This window comes from Pulveribacter sp. (genome assembly GCF_032079985.1).
Lineage (GTDB): Bacteria > Pseudomonadota > Gammaproteobacteria > Burkholderiales > Burkholderiaceae_C > Melaminivora.
Genome location: NZ_DAMATK010000001.1, coordinates 814,808 through 834,771, shown reverse-complemented (window position 1 = coordinate 834,771; position 19,964 = coordinate 814,808). Strand labels below are relative to the sequence as shown.

Annotated in this window: 19 protein-coding genes; 5 read left to right on the top strand and 14 right to left on the bottom strand. The window is 65.3% G+C overall.

The window, feature by feature from the left end; genetic code table 11:
* From RT282_RS03875 to RT282_RS03840, 8 genes are all read right to left on the bottom strand, one after another.
* Window positions 1–1,332, bottom strand: coding sequence for an ABC transporter ATP-binding protein (locus RT282_RS03875; protein WP_313311911.1), 1,332 nt, complete (start codon window positions 1,330–1,332; stop codon window positions 1–3).
* Window positions 1,322–2,140 (bottom strand): ABC transporter permease, encoded by an 819-nt coding sequence (locus RT282_RS03870; protein WP_313311908.1) that lies wholly within the window; start codon window positions 2,138–2,140, stop codon window positions 1,322–1,324. Before RT282_RS03870 ends, RT282_RS03875 begins: the two co-directional genes overlap by 11 nt.
* Window positions 2,140–2,685, bottom strand: coding sequence for a dTDP-4-dehydrorhamnose 3,5-epimerase (gene rfbC / locus RT282_RS03865; protein WP_313311905.1), 546 nt, complete (start codon window positions 2,683–2,685; stop codon window positions 2,140–2,142). Before rfbC ends, RT282_RS03870 begins: the two co-directional genes overlap by 1 nt.
* Window positions 2,686–2,687: 2 nt before the next feature.
* Window positions 2,688–3,581 carry a glucose-1-phosphate thymidylyltransferase RfbA gene (gene rfbA, locus RT282_RS03860; protein WP_313311903.1) on the bottom strand — a complete coding sequence of 298 codons (894 nt, stop codon included), beginning with the start codon at window positions 3,579–3,581 and terminating at the stop codon, window positions 2,688–2,690.
* 9 nt (window positions 3,582–3,590) lie between these two features.
* Entirely contained in the window at window positions 3,591–4,655 is a 1,065-nt protein-coding gene (gene rfbB, locus RT282_RS03855) for a dTDP-glucose 4,6-dehydratase (protein WP_313311901.1), read from the bottom strand.
* On the bottom strand, window positions 4,652–5,677 hold the full coding sequence (locus RT282_RS03850) for a glycosyltransferase (protein ID WP_313311898.1): 1,026 nt from the start codon (window positions 5,675–5,677) through the stop codon (window positions 4,652–4,654). Before RT282_RS03850 ends, rfbB begins: the two co-directional genes overlap by 4 nt.
* 116 nt (window positions 5,678–5,793) lie before the next feature.
* Complete coding sequence (locus RT282_RS03845) at window positions 5,794–7,254, bottom strand: mannose-1-phosphate guanylyltransferase/mannose-6-phosphate isomerase (RefSeq protein WP_313311896.1); 1,461 nt, start codon at window positions 7,252–7,254, stop codon at window positions 5,794–5,796.
* A complete protein-coding gene (locus RT282_RS03840; protein ID WP_313311894.1) occupies window positions 7,254–7,637 on the bottom strand; it encodes a DUF2304 domain-containing protein in 384 nt (127 codons plus the stop codon). The genes RT282_RS03845 and RT282_RS03840 overlap by 1 nt, the downstream gene beginning before the upstream one ends.
* Before the next feature lie 346 nt (window positions 7,638–7,983).
* Between RT282_RS03840 and groES the strand changes: the two genes are divergently transcribed.
* Together groES and groL are read left to right on the top strand one after the other, a co-directional pair.
* Window positions 7,984–8,274, top strand: coding sequence for a co-chaperone GroES (gene groES / locus RT282_RS03835; RefSeq protein WP_313311893.1), 291 nt, complete (start codon window positions 7,984–7,986; stop codon window positions 8,272–8,274).
* Window positions 8,275–8,373: 99 nt separating this feature from the next.
* Complete coding sequence (gene groL, locus RT282_RS03830) at window positions 8,374–10,020, top strand: chaperonin GroEL (protein ID WP_313311891.1); 1,647 nt, start codon at window positions 8,374–8,376, stop codon at window positions 10,018–10,020.
* 157 nt (window positions 10,021–10,177) lie between these two features.
* On the opposite strand, the gene pgi is transcribed toward groL, so the two are convergent.
* Together pgi and tal are read right to left on the bottom strand one after the other, a co-directional pair.
* Window positions 10,178–11,764: a glucose-6-phosphate isomerase gene (gene pgi / locus RT282_RS03825; RefSeq protein ID WP_313311889.1), complete on the bottom strand. Its 1,587-nt coding sequence runs from the start codon at window positions 11,762–11,764 to the stop codon at window positions 10,178–10,180.
* The gene (gene tal / locus RT282_RS03820; RefSeq protein WP_313311887.1) at window positions 11,761–12,717 is read right to left on the bottom strand and encodes a transaldolase; all 957 of its coding nucleotides are present in this window, start codon (window positions 12,715–12,717) and stop codon (window positions 11,761–11,763) included. Before tal ends, pgi begins: the two co-directional genes overlap by 4 nt.
* Window positions 12,718–12,850: 133 nt before the next feature.
* On the opposite strand from tal, the gene zwf reads away from it, so the two are divergent.
* Both zwf and RT282_RS03810 read left to right on the top strand, forming a co-directional pair.
* On the top strand, window positions 12,851–14,332 hold the full coding sequence (gene zwf / locus RT282_RS03815) for a glucose-6-phosphate dehydrogenase (RefSeq protein ID WP_313311885.1): 1,482 nt from the start codon (window positions 12,851–12,853) through the stop codon (window positions 14,330–14,332).
* The gene (locus tag RT282_RS03810) at window positions 14,326–15,171 is read left to right on the top strand and encodes an SIS domain-containing protein (RefSeq protein WP_312756609.1); all 846 of its coding nucleotides are present in this window, start codon (window positions 14,326–14,328) and stop codon (window positions 15,169–15,171) included. The genes zwf and RT282_RS03810 overlap by 7 nt, the downstream gene beginning before the upstream one ends.
* A 3-nt stretch (window positions 15,172–15,174) precedes the next feature.
* Here RT282_RS03810 and fabF read toward each other — a convergent pair whose 3' ends face one another.
* A complete protein-coding gene (fabF, locus tag RT282_RS03805) occupies window positions 15,175–16,464 on the bottom strand; it encodes a beta-ketoacyl-ACP synthase II (protein ID WP_313311881.1) in 1,290 nt (429 codons plus the stop codon).
* An 88-nt stretch (window positions 16,465–16,552) separates the two neighbouring features.
* Here fabF and RT282_RS03800 point away from each other — a divergent pair, with 88 nt between their 5' ends.
* Entirely contained in the window at window positions 16,553–17,179 is a 627-nt protein-coding gene (locus tag RT282_RS03800; RefSeq protein WP_313311878.1) for a TetR/AcrR family transcriptional regulator, read from the top strand.
* A 90-nt stretch (window positions 17,180–17,269) separates the two neighbouring features.
* On the opposite strand, the gene RT282_RS03795 is transcribed toward RT282_RS03800, so the two are convergent.
* From RT282_RS03795 to RT282_RS03785, 3 genes are all read right to left on the bottom strand, one after another.
* Complete coding sequence (locus RT282_RS03795; RefSeq protein ID WP_313311875.1) at window positions 17,270–17,767, bottom strand: YbhB/YbcL family Raf kinase inhibitor-like protein; 498 nt, start codon at window positions 17,765–17,767, stop codon at window positions 17,270–17,272.
* A 62-nt stretch (window positions 17,768–17,829) separates the two neighbouring features.
* Complete coding sequence (locus RT282_RS03790; RefSeq protein WP_313081716.1) at window positions 17,830–18,834, bottom strand: oligopeptide/dipeptide ABC transporter ATP-binding protein; 1,005 nt, start codon at window positions 18,832–18,834, stop codon at window positions 17,830–17,832.
* Between the two features lie 137 nt (window positions 18,835–18,971).
* On the bottom strand, window positions 18,972–19,949 hold the full coding sequence (locus tag RT282_RS03785) for an ABC transporter ATP-binding protein (RefSeq protein ID WP_313311870.1): 978 nt from the start codon (window positions 19,947–19,949) through the stop codon (window positions 18,972–18,974).
* Window positions 19,950–19,964 lie beyond the last annotated feature (15 nt).

The following is a 19,964-nucleotide window of genomic DNA, read 5'->3' as shown; positions in this document are numbered from 1 at the left end:
TTAATTTACACTCAGTGTGGCGTCGAGATTCACAAGTCCAAAAAAACTAGCGCAGGGAGATACGTGCAGGTGAATGGCATCGTACCGGCGATCATGCGGAACAATATCCGCACCCTGGCGTGTAGCTATGCCCAAAGAAACAAAATAGTCACCCGGAGCGAGGCGGCAGCAAAACCTAAGTTCGGGGACGACGACAGAGTTAGCCTCACCTAGGGTGCCGAAGGCATCGACTTCCAAGGTTTCAGAGTTGACCCCATACACCGTTACACCCTCTTTTGTTTTTATAGTGACACCAAGTATGGGGCGGATCAACGCTGCCTCAAACTGGATCGATACCGCCAAGACGATCTGTTGGCCAGTTTTAACAGTGGATGGATAGGGTTCGCCATCGGCCGACAAAAAGAAATCCAAGATACGTGCCGACCCATCGCCCCATCGATATTCATGAGGGTTATAGCCATGGTGCGTGAAAAAGATATCTTCAGTCAAGCTGATCGAGGCATTGGGCTGAACAGCCCTGCTTTCCGCCAAACCGCTACTGTCTTTTAACGGTTCGGCAGAATTGCGCACGCGCCCGAATAGCAAATCAAGATAACGATTCACGATATGGCGCGGCTCACCAATCTCCAGCATCGACCCACCACTCAACAAAATGGCCCGATCACAATGGGTAACGATTTGCTCACTTGCGTGCGTTACCAACAATATACTGGTCCCACGTTTTTTTAGACTCTTGAGCCTATCGAAGCATTTTGCCTGGAACTTTGCATCCCCTACCGACAGTGCCTCATCAACAATCAAAATATCAGGATCGATTTGCGACTGCACCGCGAATGCCAATCGCACCACCATGCCACTTGAATAGGTTTTTACAGGCTGATCGACAAACTGACCGATATCTGCGAAGTCAATTATATTGGCAAGGCGGTCATCGATTTCTTCACGACTCAGCCCGAGCACGCTTGCATTTAGGTATATATTTTCCCGACCTGTGAATTCCGGGTTAAATCCAGAGCCCAACTCCAGCAGCGCCGCAACCCTCCCTTGGGTCTGCACGCTACCACTCGTCGCATCGAGAGTGCCGCAGATGATTTGCAAAAGTGTCGACTTACCACTGCCGTTATGCCCAATAACACCAACAGTCTCACCTTTTCGCACTTCGAAACTTACGCCGTTAAGCGCCAAGAATTCACGATAATACTTTCCCAGTGGCATTCCAGCCATTTTTTGCAGCGCCGGCAACAAAAACTGCTTAAGGCGATCACGGGGCTGTTCATAAATATGAAAGCATTTTGTGATATTCTCGACTTTTATGGCAACTTCAGAGAACATCAGCAAACCCTCTGCGCGTCTTCTGAAACCAAGCAAATCCAAACCAAGCCATAAGCAGGGCAACAATCCAACATATTAGAAGGGCCTGGAAATCTGGCGGAACCCCAAAATAAAGAACCGCCCTGGTTTGCTCGATTACCGGTACTAACGGATTGAGCAACAGTATTTCACGATATGCTTCAGGCAGAGCAGTGACAGGATAGAAAATCGGGCTCAAAAACATAATGACAGTTATCACTATATTGACAAACTGCGCAACGTCACGCAAAAATACACCCAGTGACGCCAATATCCAAGACAAGCCCATGATGAATAACAGGAGCGGCATCACAATCAATGGTAGATACAGGACAGTAACGTGAGGAATACCTACCAAAAAAAAATATGCCAGCAGCCAGACCGCCAAACTGACTGCAGCATGAAACAGTGCAGATAACAAGCCAACAGATGGCAGTATTTCCAGGGGGAAAACCACTTTCTTCACATAATTCACATTGGAAACAATGTAAGTGGGCGCTCTGCTAATGCATTCCGCAAACAGGTTGAAAACAATCAATCCAGCAAAGAGGACCAGTGCAAATTCAATCTTGGACCCATTCCCCCCAACCCAACGCGCCTTAAAAACCGTACTAAAAACGAACGTGTATACCGCTAGCATGAACAGCGGGTTGGCAAAAGACCAAAAGATGCCGAGGACTGAGCCTCGGTAGCGCCCTAAGACTTCTCTTTTTGTCGAAGCTGCAATCAACTCCCGATGACGCCACGCGCTTGCAAACAACTCCCGGGGGGCAATAGAGAAGTTCTGCATCAAACAAACACCTCCGCCCGCGCCAGCGCCGCGCCCTGCGCATCCTTGGCCGACAGGCTGGGCTGCCCCTGATACGGCCACTGGATGCCCAGCCGCGCATCGTTCCAAACAATGCAGCGCTCGTGCTCCGGCGCGTAGTAGTCCGTGGTCTTGTACAGAAAATCCGCCGTCTCGCTCAGCACCACGAAGCCGTGCGCGAACCCTGGCGGCAACCACAGCTGGCGCTGGTTGTCTTCGGAGAGCTCCACACCCACCCATTGCCCGAAGGTGGGCGAGCTTTTGCGGATGTCCACCGCCACGTCCCACACGGCGCCGCGCGCCACGCGCACCAGCTTGCCCTGCGGCTGCTGGATCTGGTAGTGCAGGCCGCGCAGCACGCCGCGGCTGCTTCGGCTGTGGTTGTCCTGCACGAATTGGTGGCTCGTGCCGGTGGCCTCGTCGAAGGCGCGCTGGTTGAAGCTCTCGAAGAAGAAGCCGCGTGCGTCGCCGAAGACCTTGGGCTCGATCAGCACGACGTCGGGGATGGCCAGTCGGGTGGCTTTCATCGTCAATACACCTTCTCTTTGAGCAGCCGCTGCAGGTACTGGCCGTAGCCGTTCTTGGCCAGGGGTTGGGCCAGGCGCTCGAGCTGCGGGCCATCGATCCAGCCGCTGCGCCAGGCGATCTCTTCCGGGCAGGCGATCTTCAGGCCCTGGCGCTGCTCCAGCGTGGCGATGAACTGGCCGGCGTCCAGCAGGCTCTCGTGCGTGCCGGTGTCCAGCCAGGCGTAGCCGCGGCCCATGATTTCCACGTGCAGTTGGCCCTGCTCCAGGTACAGGCGGTTCAGGTCGGTGATCTCCAGCTCGCCGCGGGCAGAAGGCTTCAGGCGCTTGGCCAGCTCCACCACTTGGCTGTCGTAGAAGTACAAGCCGGTGACGGCGTAGCTGCTCTTCGGGCTCGCGGGCTTTTCTTCGATGGACAGCACGCGTCCTGAGCCGTCGAACTCGGCCACGCCGTAGCGCTCGGGGTCGTGCACGTGGTAGGCGAAGACGCTGGCGCCGCCGCTGCGTGCATCGGCGCTGGCCAGCAGGTCGTGGAAGTCGTGGCCGTAGAAGATGTTGTCGCCCAGCACCAGGGCGCTGGGGCTGCCGGCCAGGAACTGTTCGCCGATCAGGAAGGCCTGCGCCAGGCCGTCCGGGCTCTCCTGCACGGCGTAGTGCAGCTGCAGGCCCCACTGGCTGCCGTCGCCCAGCAATTGCGCAAAGCGCGGCGTGTCCTGGGGCGTGCTGATGATCAGGATCTCGCGGATGCCCGCCAACATCAGGGTGCTGAGCGGGTAGTAGATCATGGGCTTGTCGTAGACGGGCAGCAGCTGCTTGCTGATGGCCAGCGTGGCCGGATGCAGCCGCGTGCCGGAGCCGCCGGCCAGGATAATGCCCTTGCGTTGTGTGGTGGTCGTCATATTTCTGTTCTAAGCGATTGCGTATTGCTTCTGCACCCAGTCGCGGTAGGCGCCGCTTTGCACCTGCGCCACCCAGCCCGGGTGGTCCAGATACCACTGCACGGTCTTGCGGATGCCGGTCTCGAAGGTCTCGGCCGGCGTCCAGCCCAGCTCGCGCTCGATCTTGCGTGCGTCGATGGCATAGCGCCGGTCGTGGCCGGGCCGGTCGGCCACGTAGGCGATCTGCGCGGCGTAGCTCTTGCCATCGGCGCGCGGGCGCAGCTCGTCCAGCAGTGCGCACACGGTTGTCACGATGTCGATGTTGGCCTTCTCGTTCCAGCCGCCGATGTTGTAGGTCTCGCCCAGGCGCCCCGCCTGCAGCACCCGGCGGATGGCGCTGCAGTGGTCGCGCACGTACAGCCAGTCGCGCACCTGCATGCCGTCGCCGTACACCGGCAGGCTCTTGCCGGCCAGGGCGTTGACGATCATCAGCGGGATGAGTTTTTCGGGAAAGTGCAGCGGGCCGTAGTTGTTGCTGCAGTTGGTGGTGAGCACCGGCAGGCCGTAGGTGTGGTGCCAGGCCCGCACCAGGTGGTCGCTGGCGGCCTTGCTGGCCGAGTACGGGCTGTTGGGCTCGTAGTTGTGCTCTTCGGTGAAGGCCGGGGCGTCAGGGGCCAGCGTCCCATAAACCTCGTCGGTGGACACGTGCAGGAAGCGGAATGCTTCCCTTTTTGTAGCATCCAGCGTGCTCCAGTAGTGCCGCGCCGCCTCCAGCAGCCTGAAGGTGCCGACGATGTTGGTCTGGATGAAGTCCGCCGGGCCGTGGATGGAGCGGTCCACGTGCGATTCGGCCGCGAAGTTCACAATAGCCCGCGGACGGTGCTCGGCCAGCAGGCGCTCGACCAGCGCGCTGTCGCCGATGTCGCCCTGCACGAACACGTGGCGCGCATCGCCCGACAGGCTGTCCAGGTTGTGCACGTTGCCGGCGTAGGTCAGCTTGTCCAGGTTGACAACAGGCTCATCGGAGCCGGCCAGCCAGTCGAGCACGAAATTGGCGCCGATGAAGCCGGCGCCGCCAGTGACCAAGATTGTCATGTTCTTGAATTAAAGAAAAAGCGTTTGAGTACTGCATGCCCCTGCAAAACCAATTGCAAGTAGCCCTTGCGATAGAAGCGAGGGGTGATGCAAGTTTTGAGAATTTCGCGGTGAGCCTGAACATGGTCACTGAGTTGTTTGCGCTCGGCCAGAAACTCTGGTAACCGGCGCAAAGCATCCCGATATATGCGCAGCGTCAACGAAAAGCGCCCGGACAGGGTATGGCGCGCAACCATCAGTCCATGCGCAAGCAGTAGCAAAAGGCCATATCGCCACAGCAGGCCTGCCGGCATGAGCTTGATATGCATCCATAGCGTGTTGCGTAGTCCGTGATACGCAATAAAAGGGTTGTGTCCACCGCCGCTGCTGGCTTGTCCTTCATGTAATGCCAGCAGTTGGTCTACATAGAGTGGGCGATATCCGAGCAGCACCGCACGCACCACCATGTCGGTGTCTTCGCAGTAACAGAAGAACCGTGGGTCGAAGCAGTAACCTGAGACGGAATTCAGACGATCAACCAGTTCTCTGGTGAGCATGCAGCAGCCGCCCGTGGGGCCCACGTAATGGTCATCCAAGGTCTTCCGATCCGCGGGCATCAGGCTGGCATAAAGGGCAATTCCCAGCGTGTCCACCTGCGTGGGGTCCGCTAACCTGTGCATGCGCCCTCCTGCAAGGCCGGCTCCCTCTCCTGCCTCATCCAACGCAGCGCTCAGTACAGCGAGCATGTCTTTCTGTGCCACCGCATCGTTGTTCAGCAACATGACGTACTGGCACGCTTGCTGCTGAAGCAGCAGGTCGATCAGCACATTGCTGCCCTGGGCAAAACCCAGGTTGTGCTCTGAGCGGTAGATATAGAGAGCACCCTCCCTTGGCGGCTGCGCACCTTGAAGCAGCTGCTGGTAGTCATCGGGAGAAGAGGCGTTGTCCAGCACCAGTACCCAATCCGGCAGCAGGGTGGATTGCTGGATGGACTCCAGGCAACGTAGCGTCTGGCGCGCCGTGTTGTAGTTGATGACAAGCACGCCAATGCCTTGGCCAGTGCCCCTGCATCCTGCCAAAACCGCAGAAGCAGCCCGAAGACACAGAACTTCTTTGACTGCGGGAGCTTCTGTAGGTGGTGCTAGTGCCGCCATGTACATCAGCCCACTTGGGGCGCCCGGCCATAGGAGTCGTCCAGACGAACGATATCGTCCTCGCCCAAGTAGCTGCCGGACTGGACCTCAATGATCTCCAACGGCACGGTGCCTGGGTTGTGCAGCCGGTGGATGTGCCCCGGCGGGATATAGGTAGATTCGTTCTCCTGTAGCTGAAAGCAGCGTTCGCCGTGTGTGACCTCTGCCACCCCTTTGACTACCACCCAATGCTCGGCGCGATGCCGGTGCATTTGCAGGCTCAAGCTGGCCCCGGGGTTAACAACGATGCGCTTGACCTGGAAACGTTCACCGCCATCGATACGGTCGTACCAGCCCCAGGGCCGGTGCACCTTGCGGTGCTGTTGCGCCAAGGTCTGGTCACTACCGCGTACCAAGCGAGCTACCACGTGCTTGACCTCTTGGGTACAGCGCTTGTCGGCGACCAAGACAGCGTCGGGAGTTTCGACCACGATAAGGTTTTGCAGCCCCACCCCTGCCACCAGGCGGCTACTGGACATCAGCAGGGAGTCGCGACAGCCATGGTGCAACACCGATTCACCTACCAATGCGTTGCCTTGGGGATCGCGGTCACTCACGCTCCAGAACGCGTCCCATGCGCCAACGTCGGACCAGCCCGCCTGCAGGGGTACTACACGGGCCGCAATACCCCATTCTGGATGGGCCGGCAGTTTCTCCATAACGGCGTAGTCGATGGAGTCTGGCGGGCAATCGTTAAATGCTGCGGCATCCGGCCGGATGAAGTCCAGATCCTGCCGTGCCGCCTGCATGGCAGCCCGACAGGCCTGAAGAATGTCGTTCCGGGTGCGCCCCATGGCTTGAACCCAGGTGCTGGCGCGCAGCATGAAAATTCCGCTGTTCCACAGATAGGTACCTGACTCCAGATACTGCTGTGCCACTGCATGGCTAGGCTTTTCAGAAAACCCCTCAACCGCGAATATCTCTTGGCCATGCGCAGGGCGGTATTGGATATAGCCATAGCCAGTTTCGGGATATTGGGGCACCACGCCAAAAGTGACGATCTCTCCCAGGCACGCGACCTTATAGGCTGTCTGCACGGCTGCTTGAAAAGCGGGCAAATCTTCTATCACATGGTCTGCAGGCATGGCCAGCATCACGGGGTCTTCACCATTTGCAGTGGCAAACAGCGCAGCCAAGGTGAGTGCCGGCGCCGTATTGCGAGCAGAAGGCTCCAACAGAATGGCAGCATGGTGGATACCAGCTTCCATCAACTGCCCCGCTGCTAAGAACCGATGTTCTTCATTGCACACCAGCACAGGGGCTGGTGCCTGTGGAACAGAGGTCGACAGAGCCTGCAACCGTCGAGCCGTCTGCTGCAGCATGGTTCGGCTTCCGTTCAGCGCCAAGAATTGCTTAGGATGGTTCTTGCGCGACAGGGGCCACAGGCGGGTGCCAGAGCCGCCAGACAGAATGACAGGCAACAGCATTACGGTCGCTTCGTATGAGGGGCGAGTTCTTCGGCAGCCTCCTGGCGCAGGCTCTCAAGGTCTGCCTCCAACAATGCCAACCGCTGGTTCAGCCGCCGCACGTCACGCTCGATACGAGTGTTGACCATATCAGCGTGCAGCGCCTTGACCAGCAGCACGATGCTCGCCAATAGCAGTAGCAGTGCTGGCGGGTAGCTGAAACCCGTCCAGCGCGCCAACCGGTCGATCAGCCCAGGCCACGCTCCCAGCACAGCCGCGGCGCCTGCGACCACCACCCAGAACAGACCGTGCATCAAGTAGAGATGGTCGCGGCGGATGAGGTACAGGATCAGCACCGCCAGCCCGATGCCGAGCAGGGCCGTGGTCATTTGCAAGGAAGCCATCGGACGCTTGCGCTCCTCATAGACAAGCCAGACGCAAAGCTGTGCGTGTGCCGCGGGCGCATGGTTGCAGCGCAGCGCCGCTGGCCTGCAGCCGTGGCAAAGATGGAAATGGGTGTAGGGGGCGCGCAGGCCAGACGATCTGCGGCGCCGGGCGGATTGTACAAACGCGGCTTACGCGAGCATTTCGGGGCCAAGCCCTTGAAAAGGTCTCAGACACCCGTATCATTAGCACTCGAAGCAGACGAGTGCTAGCAGCACCGTAGGCTGACACCCCAAGCGCCCGCCCTCCACAGCGGGCGCACTGTTTGACCTCTACAGCAACCCTTTTTCTTCACAGGAGAGAGCCATGAACCTTCGCCCCCTGCACGATCGCGTGATCGTCAAGCGTATCGAGAGCGAAACCACCACCGCTTCGGGCATCGTGATCCCCGACAACGCTGCCGAGAAGCCCGATCAGGGTGAAGTGCTGGCCGTGGGCCCGGGCAAGCTGGACGAGGACGGCGACCGCATTGCCATGGGCGTCAAGGTCGGCGACCGCGTGCTGTTCGGCAAGTACAGCGGCCAGACCGTCAAGCTGCACGGCGAGGAGCTGCTGGTCATGAAGGAAGACGACCTGTTCGCAGTCGTTGAGAAGTAATTCTCCGCCACCTCGCAGACCTATCAATTTTCATAGCTGCCAGCGCTTGCCAGACAAGCGTTAGCAGCGGATTTGACGCATATTCTTGAGGAGCCAAACATGGCAGCAAAAGACGTAGTTTTCGGCGGCGAAGCCCGCGCCCGCATGGTTGAAGGCGTGAACATCCTGGCCAACGCGGTCAAGGTGACTCTGGGCCCCAAGGGCCGCAACGTGGTGCTGGAGCGCTCGTTCGGCGCCCCCACGGTGACCAAGGACGGCGTGTCCGTGGCCAAGGAAATCGAGCTCAAGGACAAGCTGCAGAACATGGGCGCCCAGCTCGTGAAGGAAGTGGCCTCCAAGACCAACGACATCGCCGGTGACGGCACCACCACCGCCACGGTGCTGGCCCAGTCCATCGTGCGCGAAGGCTCCAAGTACGTGGCCGCCGGCCTGAACCCGATGGATCTGAAGCGCGGCATCGACAAGGCCGTCGTCGCCCTGGTCGAGCAGCTGAAGAAGCAGTCCAAGGCCACCACCACCTCCAAGGAAATCGCCCAGGTGGGTTCGATCTCGGCCAACTCCGACGAGTCGGTGGGCAAGATCATTGCCGACGCCATGGACAAGGTCGGCAAGGAAGGCGTGATCACCGTCGAAGACGGCAAGAGCCTGGACAACGAGCTGGACGTCGTGGAAGGCATGCAGTTCGACCGCGGCTACCTGAGCCCCTACTTCATCAACAACCCCGAGAAGCAGGCCGCGATCCTGGACAACCCCTTCGTGCTGCTGTTCGACAAGAAGATCAGCAACATCCGTGACCTGCTGCCCACGCTGGAGCAGGTTGCCAAGGCCGGCCGTCCGCTGCTGATCATCGCCGAGGAAGTCGAGGGCGAAGCCCTGGCGACCCTGGTGGTGAACACCATCCGCGGCATCCTGAAGGTTGTGGCTGTCAAGGCTCCTGGCTTCGGCGACCGCCGCAAGGCCATGCTGGAAGACATCGCCATCCTGACGGGCGGTAAGGTGATCGCCGAGGAAGTGGGCCTGTCGCTGGAGAAGGTGACGCTGGCCGACCTGGGCCAGGCCAAGACCATCGAAGTGGGCAAGGAAAACACCATCATCATCGACGGTGCCGGCAACGCTGACGACATCCAGGCGCGCGTCAAGCAGATCCGCGTGCAGATCGAGGAAGCCACCAGCGACTACGACCGCGAGAAGCTGCAAGAGCGCGTAGCCAAGCTGGCCGGCGGCGTGGCCGTGATCAAGGTGGGCGCTGCCACCGAAGTCGAGATGAAGGAAAAGAAGGCCCGCGTGGAAGACGCCCTGCACGCCACCCGCGCTGCCGTGGAAGAAGGCATCGTGGCCGGTGGCGGCGTGGCCCTGCTGCGCGCACGCCAGGCACTGGGCGACCTGAAGGGCGACAACGCCGAGCAGGACGCCGGCATCAAGCTGGTGCTCAAGGCCATCGAGTCGCCCCTGCGCGAGATCGTGGCCAACGGCGGCGGCGAGCCCTCGGTGGTCGTGAACAAGGTGCTGGAAGGCACGGGCAACTACGGCTTCAACGCCTCCAACGACACCTACGGCGACATGCTGGAAATGGGCATCCTGGACCCGACCAAGGTGACCCGCACCGCGCTGCAGAACGCCGCTTCCGTGGCCTCGCTGCTGCTGACGACCGAGGCCATGGTGGCCGAGGCCCCGAAGGACGACGCCCCCGCCGGCGGCATGCCCGACATGGGCGGCATGGGTGGCATGGGCGGCATGGGCATGTAATGGCCCGGTGAAGGGCCGCGGCCCTTCACGCCTTTTCCCCAGGGAAACGAAAAACCCCGCAGGTCGCAAGGCCTGCGGGGTTTTCTTTCGTCTGAGTGCTATTGTTTGAATAGCTTCCAGCGCTTGTCCAGCAAGGGCTGGAGGCGGATTTGGCTGATCAAACCAGTCGGTGCAGCAGGTCGGCGGTGGAGGCATCCAGCCCCGTGGCATCGCCGCTGGCCAGCCGCGGCTCCAGATCCTGGGCCAGCACCTTGCCCAGTTCCACGCCCCACTGGTCGAAGCTGTTGATGCCCCAGATGGCGCCAGCCACGAACACCCGGTGCTCGTACAGCGCGATCAGGGCGCCCAGCGCCTCGGGCGTCAGCGCCTCCAGCAGCAAGAAGGTGCTGGGCCGGTTACCGCCGAAGGCACGGTGCGGGTTGCCGTCGGGCGACTCGCGGCCCATGGCCAGCGCCCGGGCCTGGGCCAGCGCGTTGGCCACCAGCCGTGGGTGCTGGCCCGGCAGGTCGCGCCCGGGCTGGCGCAGGGCGATGAACTCCACGGGGATGACATCGGGCCCCTGGTGGATCATCTGGAAGAAGGCGTGCTGGCCGTTGGTGCCGGGCTCGCCCCAGACCACCGGCGAGGTGGCGTAGGGCAGTGGCGCGCCGGCGGCGTCCACGCCCTTGCCGTTGCTCTCCATCTCCAGCTGCTGCAGATAGGCCGGCAGGCGGCGCAGGCCGTGGCTGTAGGGCGCCACGCAGCGGCTGGCAAAGCCGTGGAAGTTGCGATACCACACGTCCAGCAGCGCCAGGCGCATAGGCAGGTTCTGCTCCAGCGGGGCCTGGCGGAAGTGCTGATCCATGGCGTGCGCCCCCGCCAGCAGGTGGCGGAAGTTCTCGGCGCCGATGGCGATGGCGATGGGCAGGCCGATGGCCGACCACAGTGAGTAGCGCCCGCCCACCCAGTCCCAGAAACCCAGCGTGGTGCGGATGCCGAACTGCGCGGCGGCCTCCAGGTTGGTGGTCAGCGCCCAGAAGTGGCGCGCCACGTCGCTGCCGCCCTGCGCCACAAACCACGCGCGCGCGGCCTGGGCGTTGGTCATGGTCTCCAGCGTGGTGAAGGTCTTGGAGGCGATCAGGAACAGCGTGCTTTCGGGCTTGAGCGTAGCCAGCAGGCTGCCCAGCTCCATGCCGTCCACGTTGCTGATGAAGTGCAGGCGCTTTCGCGAAGGGCGCAGGTCGTCCAGCGCCTTCACGGCCATGGCAGGGCCCAGGTCGGAGCCGCCGATGCCGATATTGACGATGTCGGTGATGGCGTCGTCGGCACGCACCTGCTCGGCCAGCTGCAGCATGGCGTCCAGCGTGACGTGCACCTCGCGCAGCGCATCGGCCACGAAGGGCGTGGCCGCGGGTAGCGCGCGCGCCGGCTCGCGCAGCAGCCAGTGCATGACGGAGCGCCGCTCGGTGTGGTTGATGGGGCAGCCGGCGAACATGGCGTCGCGGTAAGCCTCCACGCCGCACTCGCGCGCCAGCTGCAGCAGCAGTGCCTCGGTGGCCTCGTCGATCAGGTTCTTGGACAGGTCGGCATGGATGTGCGGCGCCTGCTGGCTGAAGCGCTGCACGCGCCCCGCGTCCTGCATCAGGGCCTGGCGCATGTCAAACGAACGCCCCGCCCGGGCGTAGTGGGCGGCCAGCAGACCCCAGGCCGGCGTGCGGTCGCAGCGGGTGCGCGGGTCGGTATAGGGGGGTGCCGGCGTACTCATGCTGCCGCGGCTGCCTGCATCAGCTGCTCCAGCTTGGCCGCGTCGGCCGCGAAGGCGCGTATGCCTTCGGCCAGCTTCTCGGTGGCCATGGCGTCCTGGTTGAGCGCGTAGCGAAAGCCCGCCTCGTCGTAGCGCACGGGCTCCAGCTGCAGCGTGCGCGCCGCCTCGGGGTCGAGCGCGCGCTGCAGCGGGGCGTCGCTGGCCTGCAGCTGCGCCATCAGCTCGGGCGAGATGGTCAGCAGGTCGCAGCCAGCCAGGGCCGTGATCTGGCCCACGTTGCGAAAGCTCGCGCCCATGACCTCGGTGACGATGCCGAAGTGCTTGTAGTGGTGGTAGATGGCGCGCACGCTCTGCACGCCGGGGTCGCTCGCGCCCGCCATGGCGGCCTCGTCCCAGCTGCTGCCTGCTCGGCTTTTGTACCAGTCGTAGATGCGGCCGACGAAGGGCGAGATGAGCTGCACCTTGGCCTGCCCGCAGGCCACGGCCTGGGCGAAGGAGAACAGCAGCGTCAGGTTGGTGCGAATGCCGCGCTCTTCCAGGATGCGCGCGGCCTCGATGCCCTCCCAGGTGGCGGCCACCTTGATCAGCACGCGCGAGGGGTCCTGGCCCTCGGCGCGGTACATGGCGACGATGCGCTCGGCGCGCGCCACGGTGGCTGCCGTGTCGAAGGACAGGCGCGCGTCGACCTCGGTGGACACACGCCCGGGGATGAGCTGCAGGATCTCGCAGCCAAAGCGCACGATCAGGCGGTCCATCAGCTCGTCGATGTGGCGGCCGGCGCCGCCGGCCACGCTTTGCTGCAACAGCGGCGCGTACTCGGCCTTCTGCACGGCCTTGAGGATCAGCGAGGGGTTGGTGGTCGCGTCCTGGGGCTGGAACTGGGCCAGCTGGCGGAAGTCGCCCGTGTCGGCGACTACGGTGGTGTACTGGCGGAGAGCTTCGAGCTGGTTCATCAGGGCAGATCCTCTAACGTGAACAGGGCCGCTCGGCTGGCAGGCCCGGACAAAAGCGCAGGCAGTGTATGCGCCCCGGGGGGCGGCGCCTGTCGGCCGGCGCCGCGCATGAAACTCGATAACATCTGCCGCCATGAGCTTTGACCTGGTTCTCTTTGGCGGCACGGGCGACCTGGCCTGGCGCAAGCTGCTGCCGGCGCTGGCGCAGGCATACCGCCACGGCTCGCTGCCGCAGGGCGGACGCATCATCGGCGTGGCACGCGACAGCCTGACGGACGACGAATACCGCGCCCTCATCCGCAGCCGCTTCGAGGGCGTGGAGGACGACAAGCAGCCCACGGGCGAGGAATTCCAGCGCTTTGCGCAGCTGCTGCACTACCAGCGCATGGACCTGACCCAGCCGGACGACTACCAGCAGCTGAAAAGCCGCCTGGCCGAGCGCAACGCTGACGTGGTGGTCATGTACCTGGCCACCGCGCCGCAGCTGTTCACCGTGGCCTGCGAGCAGCTGGGTGCCGCCGGCCTGGCCACGCCACAGACCCGCGTGGTGCTGGAAAAGCCCCTGGGCCACGACCTGCAGTCCAACCGCGCCATCAACGCCGCCGTGCGCCGCGTGTTCGATGAAGGGCAGATCTTTCGCATCGACCACTACCTGGGCAAGCCCTCGGTGCAGAACCTGCTGGCGCTGCGCTTCGGCAACGCGCTGTTCGAGCCCTGGTGGCGGCGCGAGACGATTGCCAGCATCGAGATCACCATCGCCGAGCAACTGGGCGTGGAGGCGCGTGGCGCCTTCTACGACGGCACCGGCGCGCTGCGCGACATGGTGCAGAACCACGCACTGCAGCTGCTGTGCGCCATTGCCATGGAGCCGCCCATCAACGCCCACGCCGACGCCATCCGCGACGAAAAGCTGAAGGTGCTGCGCTCGCTCAGCCCCTGGACGCCCACCACCCTGGCGCAGGACGTGGTGCGCGGCCAGTACGCCGCCGGCTCGCTCGCCGGCCAGCGCGTGCCCGGCTACCGCGAAGAGGACGGCGTGGCCCCGGCCAGCCACACCGAGACCTTCGTCGCCCTGCGCACGCAGATCGCCAACTGGCGCTGGGCCGGTGTGCCGTTCTACATCCGCACCGGCAAGCGCCTGGCCGCGCGCGAGGCGCACATCGCCATCCACCTGCGGCCCACGCCGCACGCCATCTACCCCACGCCGCTGGTGTGCGGCGCCAACCGCCTGGTGATCCACCTGCAGCCGCGCGACGGGCTGGCGCTGCACCTGTTCGCCGCGGCCAGCGAAACACGCGGCGCCCAGGCCCTGGCCGAGGCGCCGGGCCTCACCCCCGTGCAGCTGGACCTGGACTTCGAGCAGCGCTTCGGCTCCCGGCGCGTAGGTGCCTACGAGCGGCTGCTGCTGGACGTGATCGCCGGGCGGCTGAACCTGTTCGTGCGCGCCGACGAACAGGAGGCCGCGTGGCGCTGGGTGGAGCCCATCATGCAGTCCTGGCAGGAGCAGGACGCGCGCGGTGAAGGACCGCGCCTGTATGCCGCCGGCACCTGGGGCCCGGGCGCCGCCAGCGCTCTGGTGGCGCGCGACGGCAACACTTGGATAGAGGAATGCTAGACCGCATCACCGCCTCGCTGCCCTCGCTCGCGCCCGCCGAGCAGCGCGTGGCGCGGCTGGTGCTGGCGGACGCGCGCGCCTTCGCCCGGCTGCCGGTGCGCGAGCTGGCAGCGCGGGCGCAGGTCAGCAAGCCCACGGTGGTGCGCTTTTGCCGCAGCATGGGCTACGACGGGCTGGCGGACTTCAAGCTGAAGCTGGCCGGCAGCGTGAGCGAGGGCGTGCCCTTCATCCACCGCAGCGTGGACGCCGACGACAAGACCTCGGACGTGCTGGTCAAGGTGGTGGACAACGCCGTGGCCGCCTTTTTGCAGTACCGCAACGCGGCCAGCGTGCAGGCGCTGGACCGCGCGGCGGAGGCGATCGCCGCCACCTGGCAGACCGGGCGGCGCATCGAGTTCTACGGCGCGGGCAACTCCGGCATCGTGGCGCAGGACGCGCAGCACAAGTTCTTTCGCCTCGGCATCACCAGCCTGTCCACCAGCGACGGCCACATGCAGGTCATGAGCGCCACGCTGCTGCAGCCCGGCGACTGCGCCGTCATCATCAGCAACTCCGGGCGCACGCGCGACCTGATGGACGCGGCCGACATCGCCCGCAAGCGCGGCGCCACCACGATCGCCATCACCGCCAGCGGCTCGCCCCTGGCGCACAGCTGCCAGATCCACCTGGCCGCCGACCACCCCGAGGGCTACGACCGCTACAGCCCCATGGTCTCGCGCCTGTTGCACCTGCTCATCATCGACGTGCTGGCCACGCGCGTGGCGCTGTCCATTGGCGAGCCGCTGCAGCCCGTGCTGCAGCAGATGAAGAACAACCTGCGCGCCAAGCGCTATACCTGAAGCCTAGACGCGGCGCAGCAGCAGCGACGCGTTCACCCCGCCGAAGCCGAAGCCGTTGACCAGCGCCAAATCCATGGCCATGGGCCGCGCGCTGCCGGCCACCAAGTCGATGCCGCGGGCCAGCGGGTCGGACTGCTCCAGGTTCAGCGTGGCCGGCGCCACTTGGTCGCGCAGCGCCAGCACGGTGAAGATGGCGGCCACCGCACCCGCCGCGCCCAGCAGGTGGCCGGTGGCGGACTTGGTGGAGCTGACGGCCAGGCCGCCGTCCGTGCCGAACAGGCTGCGGATCGCCGCCAGCTCGCCCCGGTCGCCTACCGGCGTGGAGGTGGCGTGCGCGTTCAGGTACTGCACCTGGGTCGGTAGCACACCGGCCATGGCCAGCGCCTGCGCCATGCTGCGGCGCGCGCCGTCGCCGTCCTCGGGGCCGGCGGTGATGTGGAAGGCGTCGGCCGAAGTGCCGTAGCCCGCCACCTCGGCCAGCGGCACGGCGCCGCGCGCCAAGGCGTGCTCCAGCGATTCGAGCACCAGCGCGCCCGCGCCCTCGCCCATCACGAAACCGTCGCGGCCGGCGTCGAACGGGCGCGAGGCCTCGCGCGGGCGGTCGTTGTAGCCGGTGGACAGCGCCTTGGCCGCGGCGAAGGCGCCCAGGCTCACGCGGTCGATGGCCGCCTCGGTGCCGCCGCACAGGGCCACGTCGGCCTCGCCCGAGCGGATCAGCCGCAGCCCATCGCCCAGCGCCTGCACGCTGGCCGCGCAGGCCGTGACGGGCGCGCCCAGCGGCCCTTTCAGGCCATGGCGGATCGACACGTGCCCCGCCGCCAGGTTGGCCAGGAAGGACGGCACGGTGAAGGGCGACAAGCGTCCCGCGCCCCGGCTGTCGGTGGTGCGCACGGCCTGGACGATGGCGCCGAAGCCGCCGATGCCTGAGCCGATGACGCAGGCCGTGCGCTCTCTTGCGCGCTCGTCCGCAGGCGGCCAGCCGGCCTGGGCCAGGGCCTGCGCGGCGGCGTCCAGCGCCAGGGGGATGAAGCGATCCATCTTGCGCAGCTCCTTGGGTGGCGCCACGGCGCCCTCGTCCCAGCCGCCCTCGGCGTCCTGCGCCAGGCTGGGGACCAGGCCGGCGACCTGGCCCGGCACGTCGGGCGCCAGCTCCGGCGGCAGCCGCACCAGGCCCGAGGCGCCGGCGCGCAGCCGCTGCCAGCAGCGCTCCACGCCGCGCCCCAGCGGCGAAACCAGTCCCATGCCGGTGATGACCACGCGGCGGCTGGCGCCTGCGCTCGTGCTGTTGTCCATGGCGAATCCCTGCCGCTTCCGGCGTTTATGATGACGCGCATCATCATAAATAGGTTTTGATGATGCAAGCAATCAATGGAGCCGTTGCATGAAAGTGTCCAAGGCGCAGGCCGCGCAGAACCGGCAGGACATCCTGGAGGCCGCTGCCCGGCTGTACCGCGAGCACGGGCTGGCCGGCGTGGGCGTGGCCGAGGTGACGCGCGGCGCCGGGCTGACGCACGGCGGGCTGTACCGGCATTTCGAGTCCAAGGACGCGCTGGTGCGCGAGGCCTGCGCAAGCGCGTTCGAGCTGCCCAAGGCTGTGCTGCAGGACGCGCTGCAGCGCGCCTCGCCAGACCAGGCGCGGCCGGCGTTCGTGCAGGCCTATCTGTCTGCCGCACACCGCGACCAGCCGGGGGAAGGCTGCCCCGTGGCTGCGCTGGCGGTGGACGTGGGGCGCGCGGGCGGCGGCGTGGCAGAGGCCTTCACGCAGGGCGTGAAGGGCAACATCACCCGTTTTGCCGCCCTGGCGCACGGCCTGGCGCCGGGCCAGAAGCCAAGCCCGGCGCAGCGCACCGATGCGGTGTTCACGCTGGCCACGCTGGTGGGCGCGCTGGTGCTGGCGCGAGCAACCGCACCGGCGGACGCTGCGCTGTCGGATGAGATATTGGCGACGGTGCGCACGCACCTCACGGCGCCGCGGCCAAAGCGGCGCGGCCGCGACGCTACCAAATAAGGAGCTATTTGCGCTTTTTAGTACTGGGTTTCAGGCATTTTTCATGCGCAAACCCAGGCGCAGCCTGCGCGGCCAGCTCACTTTTTCATATCACCGACCGTAGGTCGCCGTGAAGCTGGCCTTGGCCAGCGTGTGCGCGTTGACGTTGAAGCCGGCCAGCGCCGCCGGGGCGTCGTCGGGCACGTCGATGCGCTCCACCGACAGCGCGTGCACCGTGAAGATGTAGCGGTGCGGCTTGTCGCCCGGCGGCGGGCACATGCCGCCCCAGGCGTACTGGCCGTAGTCGTTGCGGATGTGGCGTGCGCCCGCCGGCAGGTTTGCGCCGCCCTTGGCGCCGGCGTTCGCGGCCAGCTCCGTGGTGCCGCCCGGCAGGTCGATCACGTACCAGTGCCAGAAGCCCGAGCCGGTGGGCGCATCCGGGTCATAGACGGTGACGGCGAAGCTCTTCGTGCCCTCGGGCGCGCCGCTCCAGGCCAGCACGGGCGAGCGGTTGTCGCCGCCGCAGCCGAAGTCGTCAAACTCGAAGCGCGCGTCGATGCTGCTGCCGGCGGCAATGTCGGGGCTGGTGAGGGTGAAGGTGGCGGCCATGGCGGTTCCTTTCGCAAAGAGGCTGGGGTGAAAGAAGGGCAACGGCCTTTATCGCACAGCCGTCAGCCCGGCACCACGCTCAAGGGAATGCGCCCTTCCTCCACGCCGTGGCAGGCCACGCGCGTGCCCAAGCCGTCGTCCAGCAGCTGCGGGCGCTCGACGCGGCAGCGGTCGTTGGCGAACGGGCAGCGCGGGTTGAAGGCGCAGCCGCTGGGCGGGTTGAGCGGGTTGGGCACCTCGCCCTGCACGGGCGTGCGCGCGCGGCCGGTGTCGTGCATCTTGGGGATGGCGTCCAGCAGCATGCGGGTGTAGGGATGGCGCGGCTGGGCGAACAGGCGCGGCTTGTCGGCCAGCTCCACCAGGCGGCCCAGGTACATCACGCCGACCTGGTCGCTCACGTGGCGCACCACGGCCAGGTTGTGGCTGATGAACAGGTACGTGAGGCCCTGCTTGCGCTGCAGGTCCTTCATGATGTTGAGCACCTGCGCCTGCACCGACACGTCCAGCGCGCTGGTGGGCTCGTCGCAGACCAGGAACTCGGGCTCGGTGGCCAGGGCGCGGGCAATCGAGATGCGCTGGCGCTGCCCACCCGAGAACTGGTGCGGGTACTTGGCCATGTCCAGCGGCGACAGGCCCACGGACTGCAGCAGCTGGCCCACGCGTTCGGACAGCTCGGCCTTGGTCTTCAGGATGCCGTGCTCGCGCAGCGGCTCGCCCACGATGTCGCGCACCAGCCAGCGCGGGTTCAGGCTGGCGTAGGGGTCCTGGAAGATCATCTGGATGCGCCGGCGCATGGCCTTGGCGTTGCCGCCCTTGAAGGCAGCGTGCGCATCCTGCCCGTCGAAAGTGAAACCGCCGCGCGTGGGCTCGTACAGGCCCACCAGCAGCCGCGCCACCGTGCTCTTGCCGCAGCCGGATTCGCCCACCAGGGCCAGCGTCTTGCCACGCTCGATCTCGAAGCTGACGCCGTCGACAGCGTGCAGCAGCAGGCGCGGCTTGCGCTCCAGCACGCGGTTCAGCCACGGCGGGGAGACGTCGAAGGTGCGCGCCAGGTCGTGCGCGCGCACCAGCGGCTGGCCGGCGCCCTGCCCGCCCGCGGGCGAAGCAGCGGCGCCGGCGTTGCCGGGCTCGGCCAGGCCGGCACGCTCGCCCAGCAGGGGCAGCGCGGCCTTCAGCGGGCCGAGGTTGTTGCTGTAGCTGTTGTTCATGCGGCCTCCTTGCGTGCCGGGGCGTGCAGCCAGCACGCCGCCTGGGTGGCGCCGGCGGGCATCAGGTCGGGCCGCTCGACGCGGCAGCGGTCGAAGACGCGCGGGCAGCGCGGGTTGAAGGCGCAGCCGCGCGGGATGGCGTTCAGGCGCGGCATGGCGCCGTCGATCTGGTTCAGCCGCTCGCGCTCGCTGTCCATGTCGGGGATGGAGGCCATCAGCCCGGCCGTGTAGGGGTGGGCCGGGCGGTTGATGACCTCGTCCACCGGGCCGATCTCGGCCACGCGGCCGGCGTACATGACGGCCACGCGGTCGCAGGTCTCGGCGATCACGCCCATGTCGTGCGTGATCAGCATGACGGCGGCGCCGCGCGTCTTGCAGATGCTCTTGAGCAGCTGAATGATCTGCGCCTGGATGGACACGTCCAGCGCCGTGGTGGGCTCGTCGGCCACGATGAGCTGGGGCTCGGCGGCCAGGGCCAGGGCGATCACCACGCGCTGGCGCATGCCGCCGGAGAACTGGTGCGGGTAGTGGTCGATGCGCTGCTCGGCCGCGGGGATGCCGGTGTCTTTCAGCAGCCCGATGGCGCGCTGGCGCGCCTCCGCCGCGCTCACCGGCAGGTGGGTGCGGATGGTCTCGATGAGCTGCTGGCCCACGGTGTACAGCGGGTTCAGCGAAGTCAGCGGGTCCTGGAAGATGGCGCCGATGCGCCGCCCGCGCACGTGGCGCATCTGTTCCGCGGCCAAGTTGTCGATGCGCTGGCCCTCCAGCAGGATCTGCCCGCTGGCGATATGGCCCGGCGGCTCCAGCAGGCCGATGATGGACGCGCCGGTCAGCGACTTGCCGGCGCCGGACTCGCCCACCACGCCCAGGATCTCGCCCGGCGCGATGGAAAAGCTGACGTTGTCCAGCGCCCGCAGCGTGCCGCGGCGGCCCGGGAATTCGACGACGAGGTTTTGGACTTCAAGTAAAGACATGGCGGTCGCCCTGTG

What these genes read in the sequence shown, in the direction of transcription:
- RT282_RS03875 (WP_313311911.1), bottom strand. Translation starts at nt 1,332, where the DNA reads ATGTTCTCTGAAGTTGCCATAAAAGTCGAGAATATCACAAAATGCTTT.
- RT282_RS03870 (WP_313311908.1), bottom strand. Translation starts at nt 2,140, where the DNA reads ATGCAGAACTTCTCTATTGCCCCCCGGGAGTTGTTTGCAAGCGCGTGG.
- rfbC (WP_313311905.1), bottom strand. Translation starts at nt 2,685, where the DNA reads ATGAAAGCCACCCGACTGGCCATCCCCGACGTCGTGCTGATCGAGCCC.
- rfbA (WP_313311903.1), bottom strand. Translation starts at nt 3,581, where the DNA reads ATGACGACCACCACACAACGCAAGGGCATTATCCTGGCCGGCGGCTCC.
- rfbB (WP_313311901.1), bottom strand. Translation starts at nt 4,655, where the DNA reads ATGACAATCTTGGTCACTGGCGGCGCCGGCTTCATCGGCGCCAATTTC.
- RT282_RS03845 (WP_313311896.1), bottom strand. Translation starts at nt 7,254, where the DNA reads ATGCTGTTGCCTGTCATTCTGTCTGGCGGCTCTGGCACCCGCCTGTGG.
- RT282_RS03840 (WP_313311894.1), bottom strand. Translation starts at nt 7,637, where the DNA reads ATGGCTTCCTTGCAAATGACCACGGCCCTGCTCGGCATCGGGCTGGCG.
- groES (WP_313311893.1), top strand. Translation starts at nt 7,984, where the DNA reads ATGAACCTTCGCCCCCTGCACGATCGCGTGATCGTCAAGCGTATCGAG.
- groL (WP_313311891.1), top strand. Translation starts at nt 8,374, where the DNA reads ATGGCAGCAAAAGACGTAGTTTTCGGCGGCGAAGCCCGCGCCCGCATG.
- pgi (WP_313311889.1), bottom strand. Translation starts at nt 11,764, where the DNA reads ATGAGTACGCCGGCACCCCCCTATACCGACCCGCGCACCCGCTGCGAC.
- tal (WP_313311887.1), bottom strand. Translation starts at nt 12,717, where the DNA reads ATGAACCAGCTCGAAGCTCTCCGCCAGTACACCACCGTAGTCGCCGAC.
- zwf (WP_313311885.1), top strand. Translation starts at nt 12,851, where the DNA reads ATGAGCTTTGACCTGGTTCTCTTTGGCGGCACGGGCGACCTGGCCTGG.
- RT282_RS03810 (WP_312756609.1), top strand. Translation starts at nt 14,326, where the DNA reads ATGCTAGACCGCATCACCGCCTCGCTGCCCTCGCTCGCGCCCGCCGAG.
- fabF (WP_313311881.1), bottom strand. Translation starts at nt 16,464, where the DNA reads ATGGACAACAGCACGAGCGCAGGCGCCAGCCGCCGCGTGGTCATCACC.
- RT282_RS03800 (WP_313311878.1), top strand. Translation starts at nt 16,553, where the DNA reads ATGAAAGTGTCCAAGGCGCAGGCCGCGCAGAACCGGCAGGACATCCTG.
- RT282_RS03795 (WP_313311875.1), bottom strand. Translation starts at nt 17,767, where the DNA reads ATGGCCGCCACCTTCACCCTCACCAGCCCCGACATTGCCGCCGGCAGC.
- RT282_RS03785 (WP_313311870.1), bottom strand. Translation starts at nt 19,949, where the DNA reads ATGTCTTTACTTGAAGTCCAAAACCTCGTCGTCGAATTCCCGGGCCGC.